At 61.7% G+C, this 9959-nt stretch carries 2 protein-coding genes; both read right to left on the bottom strand.

The genetic code is table 11. The features are described 5' to 3' along the window. Positions 1-5: 5 nt before the first annotated feature. Positions 6-6815 (bottom strand): hypothetical protein, encoded by a 6810-nt coding sequence (locus tag ACILSR_RS10755; RefSeq protein ID WP_395749767.1) that lies wholly within the window; start codon positions 6813-6815, stop codon positions 6-8. 1368 nt (positions 6816-8183) lie between these two features. Next, a complete protein-coding gene (locus ACILSR_RS10750) occupies positions 8184-9767 on the bottom strand; it encodes a hypothetical protein (RefSeq protein WP_395749766.1) in 1584 nt (527 codons plus the stop codon). Positions 9768-9959: the final 192 nt, after the last annotated feature.

Raw genomic sequence — 9959 nt, 5'->3', positions numbered from 1 at the left:
AAGTCTTAGCGTTCTGACGGAGGCGCAGGCAGGAGCGGAGCAATGACTTTGCCCCAGGGCTGGCGCTCAAAGAAGGCGGCGAGGATTTTCTGCTGAGCGGGCGGTGCGGCAGCGATTTCCACCGCGTAGGTTCTGGCGAAGTCGGTGACGGCTTGGTCGGAGGGCTGGCCGCAAAGGAGGAGGAGCAGATCGACACCGAAGGTGTGCGGCTGATGCGCGGTGAGCGCAGGGACGAGGCTGGTGCGGCTCTGCAGCTTTGGCTGCCACAGTTCGAGCAAGGTCTCGTGGTCGTTGACCTGAGGGAGGGGCCATGGATTGAAGGTGGCGGCGGAGTCCAGCATGTGGGCGGCGCGGAGAAGCGGGATGAAGCGCGCGGGCTTGCTGCGCAGGTAGTGGATGTCCATGATGTGGGTGAGCGCGCGCTGCACCCAGATGGGATGGCTGGCGGCGCCGCATTCGGCAGCGCGCTGCATGATGTCATCGAAGAGTTCTGGCGTGACGGCGGCAAACTGGAGCCACTGGGCGACGGCGGTGAGATGGGGCGCATTCGATTTGCCCCGGGTCTGCGCGAGGATTTCCTCGGTGGCCATGAGTTTGCTGACGTGATCGAGCACTTCCACGGCGCGCGGCTTGTCCACAGGAGCGAGGCGATCGAGAAGCTGCTGGGCGCGCTGCATGAGCTCAAAAGCGCTGCAGCGTGCCTGTTTGAGATTGATGATCTGAAGGAAGTCTGTGACCGCCGACGCTAGCTGACGTGAGTCTGCTTCATACAGCGGCTGAAGGGAAGCCTGGAGCCGTGGTTCCGCCGCGATGCGAGACTGCAGGTCTGGCAGGCGGGCCTGGAACAGGGCGAGCAATGCGGGTGCGCTCTGCGGAGAGAGGAGCGTGAAGTCGTGCTGGTGCTGGCGGATGAAGTCGAGAATGGTGGAATCATTCGGCCGACCGCGCTCGTCATAAAAACTCAGGACGTCCGGCGCATCCGCTGGAGCACGGTGGAGCAGCGCCTGCAGCAAACGCGTGCCGAAGGTGGCAGGCTGACGGGCGAGCCAGCGTTTTATTTTTTCCGAGCTGGCGCGGTCGTTGTCCAAACTGTTGATGATGCGGGCGAGGATGGTGGGCTCGCAAGGATCTTCCACGCGAAGATCGCGGAAGGCGGGGGCCTCGGCGGTGAAGGGGGTGTCCTGAAACACACAGAACAGAGTGTCCGAATTCTTGAGCGCCTCATGAAAATGGAAGCTGAGCATGCTGCTCCAGCCGAGGGACTGACCGAGCCCGTCGTCTTCGGCAATGGAGAGGGATGTGCCGAGCAGGGGAGGCACCTGAGCGAGAGCTAGGATGAGATTGCCAGTGGGTGTGTCATGCTGGCCCGCTGCGATGGCGGCGCGCTGCGACTTGGTGGCGCGCATCAAATCCAAGGCGTGATGCGCCACCGCGGTGGAGCGGGGCGGATCAACGGCGGAGTATTTAAGCAGGAACTGAATGAGGGTGAAAGGCTGGCTCTGCTCGCGATCAAACTCCTCCCAGGTTTTGCAGGCGAGCATGGCATCGGCCTGGCGTCTGAGACCGTCTGCCTGGGCCTGGAGGATGGGAGCGACGGCACGCGTGAAGGCTTCATCGGCGATTTCGATTTTGGGAAAGCCGGGCAAATGGGTGGAGAGAAAGCTGCCGAGGTTTTGCCGCTCTTCCGGAGACAGCGCGGCGATGGCGGCGGCATGGCGCACGACCACGAGATGAAATGCGGAAAGGCTGAGCTCGCGTGAGGAGTCGGGAGTCGCAGCCGGAATCTGAACCGGGCTGCCATCGAGATGCAGCGTGGTGACGTCGGTGCGCACCAGCATGGCCTGCAGCAGGTCCGCTGGCAGACTTGAAGGCTCTGCGCCGAGCTGAGCGAGTGTGGCTTGGACGACCTCGTCCTTCTGCTCATCGCGGAAATAGGTGGCGAGGCTGGTCATCAACGACTGCTGCCTGAAGCGGGCGGTGCCAAAGGGGTGGGGCACTTCCGGATGGGGAAGGAAGCCCAGCACGCGGGAGAAGCGGGTGAAGTCCGAGGGCGTCTGGATGCGGTCCAAAAATTCGGAGGAACCAGCACGGTCCAGCCAGTCGAGGGAGTCGACCATGCCATCGTCCAAGGCAAGCTCGAGTGCGGCGAAGCAGCCACGGCCGTCGTCGATGAGGCGCTGCAGCCAGGCCTTGTACTGGAAGGCAGTGCGCTCCGCGGAGGAAAAATGGTAGGAACTGCCGCGCTGCGACTTCTGGTGAACTTTGGCCATGAGCTGCCTGCGGACAGAGGCGTCCGGGCTGACAAGCACCTCGCGCATGCGGCGAATGAACCGGGGCAGGGCCTCAGGCTCTCGGTGAACGAGTGCGCGGACGTAGTCGTCCAAGGCATTCTTTTCGGATGAGGATGCACTCGTGAGGATGTTGGGCAGGGCGAGCGCGCGGTGCTCGATGAACAGGTCATCCAGCGGAGCGCTGATGCGACGGGCCCGCCACAAGCGGACGATCTCGCGGCAGATGCCACGGTCACCGAATGCGAGAGGGTGACGGCTCCAGGAACGAAGCCAGGCGGAGGAGGTGGATGGGAAATCCTGATCCGGGGCCATGATCACGGCGGCATAACCACGGCAGAAGTCGAGCATGGTCTGGCCTTCCGCTTTGAGGATGGCAGGAAAGACCTCCTCATCAAGAGCGCGGGAGTCACCACGCTGGGCGGCGCTCCAGGTGGCGAAGATGGCGGGAGTCGGCGAGGCGATCTGATCACTGCTTTGAAAGCGAGAGTTGATTTCAGCGATCTGGGCAGCTGAAGTCTGTGGAGCGTTGAACTGGCGGCGCAGCTGAGGGCTGGCCTGAGAGGCAAGGATGTGCAGGGCAATTTTTTCGACTTCTTCAACATTGCGGCCTTCCAGCATGGAAAGACCTGCGAGGGGGGCGAAGCCCTCCCGGGCAAATGCGGGGATGGATACCATGGCGTGGCACAAGGTGTCATGCGCTAGGCGGCGCTCGTGGCGGGACCTGCGGTCCTCCTCGCTGAGTATTAGCATGCCGACATCGTCGAACTCCCAATCCGGATGGCTGGATTTTGAAACGGTATCTTTGGAGATGATCTCCCACAGGCCGGGGTAGTCCTGCCCGCCTCTCTGAACCTGAAAAAGAATTTCACTGATGGCGTCAGGGCTTCTGGCAAAGGAGGGATTTGTGGGATCGATGTTTTTGAGCCATTGAGAAACAAGGCGTGCATGGGCGACGGCTTTGACCATGGTTTCTTTGCCATCGACACTGGCTGGCTGATCGTTGAGGTCGTAGAGCACATCTGGCTGCTGAGCCGGAGGCAAAGCCAGCCAGTGCTTCAAGGCGGCAGCGGGATCCGATCCGACCAGGAGCAGGATCAGGCGATGACGGGCTACATAGACCTGAGGATTGGCGGCGAGGACGGCGGTGTATTCCGTGATGGCATGGGAGAGAAGTTCCTCCGCGGAGAGCGTGCGGTCGCCATCGTTGTTGGGAAAGACAAGGTGGTCGGCATGCAGCAGGCAGAGCGTGGCGGCGTAGTCCATGCGCTGCTGCCAGCTGGAGGTGGCGGCGTTTTTGATGGCAAGAAGCAGAGGTGCGCGCAGGTGCTGGACTTCCAGTCTTTCGAGTAGCAGGCGCAGATCTCCGACCGTCTGGGCTGAGCGCTGCTGGGCGGGCTTGTGCCATTCGGCGACGTAGAGACGCATGAGGCGGCGGGCCTCATGGAGAGCGCCGGATGGATTGCTCTGCATGAAAAGGCGCTCTAGAGCATCGAAGGCATCGCCGGATCTTTGCTGCAGCAAAGCGCGTGCGTAGGGATTGAGGATGGCGGCGGTGGACTGCGCCTTGAGAGGGACGGCGGCATTGGGAAGGGACTGGACGAGCTTGGCCGACTCGGCCTCCATGCCGTGTTCTGCCATCAGCCCTGCGAGACTTTCTTTTTCCTGACGATTGGTGGCAAAAGGCAGGGCGAATTCAAGGGCGGAGCGGAGGATGGTGTGGCCCTTGGCGGCCAACGATGCCTCGTTTGACTGCAAGAGCTTCTGCGCATTGAAGAGAACGGCGTTCACCGTCCGCAGTCGCAGGTCATTGGAGGTGATGAGCTTTTGCGCCTGCTGGAAGTGGGCGACGGCGGCGGCATGCTGACGGGTTTCCTGGCAGATCCAGCCTGCGATGAGAAAATCTTCTGCGGTGGCAGCAGGGGAGTTCAAGCGAGGCTGCAAGTCTGCGAGAAGCTCGTCCCCTTTTCCGCATATCATGGTCAGCATGAATTTAAGCGGGGGGTCGGAGATGGTGGCAAGCCGGGGCTGCATGGCGGCCTGGAAGCTGGCGATGAAGCGAATTTGCTCTTCATCGCTGTTGTCGAAGCTGCGCTGTATTCTCTCGATAAAATCAGTCAGGATAGGGGAGAGGAGCAGAGGCAGATGAACGGAAGTGGCAGGCAGGGCCAATGGCAGCGCACTGAAGGTGTTTTGCTGATTGAATGAGATCTGCTGCCGCAGGGAGGTGGGCGCATTGGGCTGTCGTGCCAGGGCGTACATGTGCTGCAAACATTCAAAGGCAGCATCCCAGGCATGGAAATCGATAAACGCGATGCAGAGGCTGTCCAGATCCTGCAACTGGCTGATGTCCATGGCGAGCGCCCAGCGGTGCAGGATGGTCATGATGGCCTGTGACTGTTCCGGACTGAGGGAGACCATGGGCGGAGTGCTTCCAGAGGGGGGATTTTCATCCAGGCTGGAAAGCAGGTTTTTCAGAATGAACCATTCGGTGCCAGCGGACCTCGGCACAGGCTGGCAACAAGCAATGATGCGCTGCACCCATGCAGCGGCGTCGGCTTCTGTTTGTGCGGCCCTGAGTGCGTCATACGCGGCCTGAAGAGCGAGAGAGATGTGGGCGGCCTTGAACATCTCAAAGCAGCGATGGTTTGTTGTGGTATGAAGTATGGGGTCTTCTCCCGGCGGGTGGCCCAGCAGCCAGGCGGCGTGCAATGCAGCATCCTGAGGATGGGCGGCGAGGATCTCCTCGGTGACCTGAAAGTCTGAGCTCTGGAGGGCAAGCTCCATGAGCAGCGGGGCGTGAGAGACTCCCTCACGCTGCAACTGGCGCAGCAGGCGCTGCTGCTCTTCCTCCTGCCAGGCGCTGCTGATCTGGAGCACGTGTGCGAGAGCATAGGTGGGGGATAGGATGACATTGGCAGGGAGGCTGACCTGGAAGGTGACACCGGGAGTGTGGAGGGAGCGAATGCGCTCCGTGCGGTGTTGGTAAGCGGCCCGTGCGATGTCTGGCAGCAAGAGCCAGTCCATGGTGCCGGGAGGGGCGTCCTGCACGTTGATGGACAATGTCAGGGTGTTGGAGCTTTGCTGCGGGACGGGAGCCGGAGCCGGCGGAGGCACGGGCAGCTCTTCGTGCATTGCCAGCACCTTCATGAAAGCCTGCACGGCGGCTGCTTCGCGGCCGATTTCTTCCAAGGCCACGGCGTGGAGATAGTGGAGGCGGTAGTCCGTTGGATATTTTTCGAGCAGGGGATCGAGAAACTCGATGACGTGCTCCCAGTCGTCCTTTCCAGCGAGGACGTTGGCGATCTGCTCGATCTCGCGCGGGTCCATGGTGCTGCTGGAGGCGAGCTCGAAAAGCATGCGGTAGCCGGCTTCGGAATCGCCGTGCTCCATTTGCAGACGTGCGATGCGCTCGCGAGTGCGGGTGGTTTTGTCGAGCTTTGCGGCGGTCTCCAGCGTGCGGAGTGCTTCGGGGAAGAGGCGGACATCTTCCTCGCTGCGGGCGATCTCGAGGAGGAGGGTGAGATCCTGCGGGCGGAGCCGGGAGGCTTCGTAGAGGCAGCGGCGGCGCTCTTCGTCGTTGTCGGTGGCGCGGTGGATTTCCGCGAGAGCGAGCCAGGGGAAGGCGGAGACGCGGTTCTGCTTTTGACGTTTTGTGAAGTTTTCGATGAGCTTGGGAAGCGCATCGTGACTGCGCGCCGCGTGGGCGAGAGGGCCGAGCTGGCGGATGCGGGAGGCGGGGTCGGTGGTCTTTTCGTAAATGGCGAGGTAGATGCGTTCCGCCTCCGCGGCATCGCCGACATTGAGGCAGGCGGCGGCACAGGCGGTGGCGACTTCCGTGGCGTCGGGGAATTTGCGCTGGGCCTGACGCAGGACTTTGAGAGATTCAGCGGGATGAAAAGTTTCCTCCAAAATGCGGGCCTCGGTGAGCCAGGGCTGGACGGCAGTGGGGGAGAAGATTTTCCATTCGGCGAGGTACTTGAGCGCCTGAGTGTGTTGAAGAGCGCGGCGGTGGAGATCGACGAGTTTTTGGAGAGTGGTGCTGGTGCGGCCACCGGGGAGATCGAGCGTACGCTGCAGCGCCTGGGCAGCCTTGGGCCAGTTGGTGTGCGACTGATAAATCTGGGAGAGGTGAGCGAGGGCGATGAGTGAGTGCTCGGCCGGTGCGCCGTTGAGAAGTTTTTCTGCTTCCGAGGTCTGGCCGTCGAGATCGAGAAGCGCGGCGAGGAGGCTGCGGTCCTGCAATGTGAGTGAGGCCTGCTTTTTCAGCTCGCTGATGAGGGGCTTGGTGTGCCTCTGGTTTTCAATAAGCGCGATGGAGCGGATGTCCTTCAGCGCGAGCTCAATGCCATCGTAGTCCTGCATGAGGCGCAGGCGGGCGCGTGCCCAGGGGAGTGCGCGGTCGAATTCTTTGTTGGCAATGGCGTGCTGGACGAGGACGGCGAGATAGCGTGGCTGAGATGCGAACTCTGACTCGCGGGAGAGAAGGAGATCGAATGCGGGGCGATATTCGAGACGTGCCTGCAAGGTCTGGGCGATGCGCAGAAGGTCATCGAGCGAGCCGTCTTTGGCGAGGCGCGGCGGAGATAGGCTTTTGCGGCAGGTGACTCGGGCTTTGATGGTGGCTCCTCCCAGCTTTCAAGAAGGCGTGCGACGCGGAGGTGGGATGATTCATCTGTACCCGCAGCGGCCAGAAAAGTATCGAGCGTGGTGAGGGCTGCTGGATCGGCCTTGGCAAGATGCTGCAAGGTGGCGAGGCGGATGAGCAGCTCTTTGTCTCCAGCATTTTGCGAGATGATGAACTGGGCCTGCTGCACGGCCTCCTGAGTGAGGCCGACGGATTCGAGGAGACCGAGAAAGCCCTCGCGGAGATCGCGGCGGCCAGGATTGGCCTGAAGGAGGGCTCGGGCGCTTTGCAGGGCCTCGTCTTTTTGGCCGAGGGCGGAAAGCAGCAAGGTGTGCTGCCAGGCGAGGGTGACGCGCTGTGGATGAGACTTGAGCAAGTTGGCAAGATGCTGCTCAAGGCCGCTGAGGTCATCGCTCATGCGGAAGAGGCGGTCATAGCGGGCAAGGATGTCGCCCTCGATCCACGTGTCTGCGCCGGTGGAGGCAAAGGCGGTGTTGAGCGTGGCGAGAGCTTCGTCGCGGCGCTCAGCGAGCAACAGAATGTCCGTGAGACGGAGCTGGCGCATGATCTTGGCGATGGGATCGCGCGTGCGCAGCACAAGGGCGCTGGCGGATTCCAGCGCGGCATCGAACTGTCCTTCATCCACGAAGAGGTCGATGATCTCCTCGTGGAGGTCGTCGTCATCGGCATGGGCGGAGGCGAGATTTTTCCAGAGGGCGAGAGCTTCATCGCTTTGGCCTAGGCGGAGCAGAGCGCGGCCGCGCAGCTTGGTGATTTCAAGAGAGAGCGAAGCTTCGGGTTTGGCAGCTGCGGCCTGGTCGAGAGAAGTGAGAGCAGCGGTGAAGTCGAGCGCGCGGGCCTCGATGCGAGAGCGCTCGATCCAGGCGCTGGCATTGGAGGGATCCAGCCGCAGGGCGGTGGTGTAGGCTGAGAGGGCGGCGGAGTCATTGCCGCTGTGAGCAAGGAAGACGGCGAGCAGGAGATGGTCGGCAGGGCGAGCGTCCGCCTTGTCCGCCCGGGACTGAAGGAACTGCTGCAACTCCGCAGCGGTGCCCTCCTCCATCCAGGCAGTGTAGAAGCGCTCAAAGAGCGTGCCGGGCTGCGGGCGCTTGGCGATGACGTCGAGGTAGCGCTGGGCGGAAGAGGGAACCGCGATGGCAGGAGTCTGCGCGCACGCAACAGACCCGAGAAGCAGAAGGAAAAGCAGAATGCGTGTACGCATGGCGTGGGCTTAGTGGTCTGAAGGAAGGGCTGGCAAATTCTTCATCTCAAAGGTCGTCGAGGGATGGAATTTGCGGTGAAAATACTTTTGGCCATCCGAGACGATGCAGCAAAGAGGCGATCATTATTTGCTGTTCCGGTGTGGCGGCGGCGAGAGCAGGCTGATGTTTTTTGGCAAAGGCCAAAGTTTGCTCCTCTTTCAGATCTAAGCAGAGGATCAAGCCGAGCAGGTCGGTGCCGAATGAACCAGGGTGATGTTTGGCGATCAAAGGAGGCATTTCCGGCCATTGGGCGATGACTGGGAGCCATGCCTCCAGCAGAGTAGGCGTAGCCTGTTCCATCGGAATGCGCTGCGGATTGAAAGTGGCGGCGGGATCCAGGAGATGGGCGGCATCCAGGAGAGCAATAAGACGCTCCGGCTGCCTGCGAAGGTGGCGGATGTCCTGAACCTGTGTCAGAACGGCCTGCAGCCAGGGGGGATTGGCGGTGGCACCGCATTCATGGGCGTGCTGCATGACTTCAGCAAACAGTTCGGGGATGGCGACGGCCTGCTGCAGCCAGCGAGCCAGGAGGGTGTGGTGGGGCTGAACCTGCGCCTGTGAGCCGCTCTTTTTTTTGTCGTCCTCCTGTGCCAGGAGACGCGTGATGTGATCCAGCAAAGCAACCGCGCGCGGCTTGTCTGACTGCGCGAGTCTTTCCAGCAGGCGCACATTGTATTGAAGGGTGCTATTGACGTCGATGCTGAAAATTCCAAGCTCTTTGAGGCCCAGCCAGCGGGAGACTTCGTCATCAAAGCCGCGGGCCTCGACTTCAAGCAGCGGCTTCAGGGCGGCGACCAGTGGAGAGCCTTTGTTTTCCGGCAGCCAGAGGTCGGGCATGAGAGTCTTGAGCAGTGCGACCAGGCTGGAGGCGGAGTGCGGCTTGAGTTGGTGAAATTCGCCGCTGTGTCTGAGAACGAAATTTTCAAGCGAAGGTGAGCCAGGGGGACTCTCCGAGTCGAACTGAAACAATGCCTGCAACAGATCCACGCCGAATGTGGCAGGCTGTCTTTCCAAGTGGGCAACGACGGCAGCCTTGGTGTCAGGGTGGCTTTCGACATATCCCACGAGATGGAAAAGCAGGCTCGGGCAGAGTTCGTTGATCACCAGCAAGCCCTGAAAATCTTTAACATCCGCCACGAAGGGAGTGGCGGTGAACCAGGAAACTGCCATGGCCGGGTCATGGACTTCTTTTTCGAAGCGACGGAGCATCCCGCCTGACCCGGTGTGCAGGTGGGGAATGCCGGCGTCGTCAGCAAGTCCGGCGACTGTGGTGAATATCTGAGGTATGTCGCCCAAGGAGTTGATGAGATCATAAACGAGACCTCCTTCATGGCTCCCCGATGGAGCCTGATTTTGGGAGGCGGCAGCGCGCGTGAGAGCAACAACGTGCCGTGCCGCGCTGTCTGCCTTCCCGGGCGCCACGCGGGCGACTTCACGCAGCAATACCTGCAGTTTTTGACCAAACTCATGCTCCAGCCGGGAGATGTCATCCCGCGATGTCGCCGTCAGCAGCAGGCCGGCCTTGCGGAAGAGTTCGTCGTTTTCCGCTTCGATCAACGGCGCGAGTGCAGGGGCAAGGACCTTGCCCATGCGTTCAGGCAGGGGATAACCCTGCAGTTCAATCCGGAGAAGCGCCGACAGTTCCCGGCGTGCTGCCGCCGACAGCGTGCTGATCTCAGGCGCGTGCCGTTGCAATACGAGCCGCAGAGCGGCGCTGCGAAGGGCACTGCCGAAGCCGTTTGAGCCAGGCCGGAGCGGGCCGATGGCGACGGACACGGGCCT

The organism is Prosthecobacter sp. (assembly GCF_044222565.1).
Classification (GTDB): Bacteria; Verrucomicrobiota; Verrucomicrobiia; order Verrucomicrobiales; family Verrucomicrobiaceae; genus Prosthecobacter.
The sequence above is the reverse complement of the archived record's forward strand: the minus strand, read 5'-3'. Positions and strand labels throughout refer to the sequence as shown.

Coding starts and splice junctions, on each gene's coding strand:
- ACILSR_RS10750 (WP_395749766.1), bottom strand. CDS start 9,767: ATGGGCAAGGTCCTTGCCCCTGCACTCGCGCCGTTGATCGAAGCGGAA.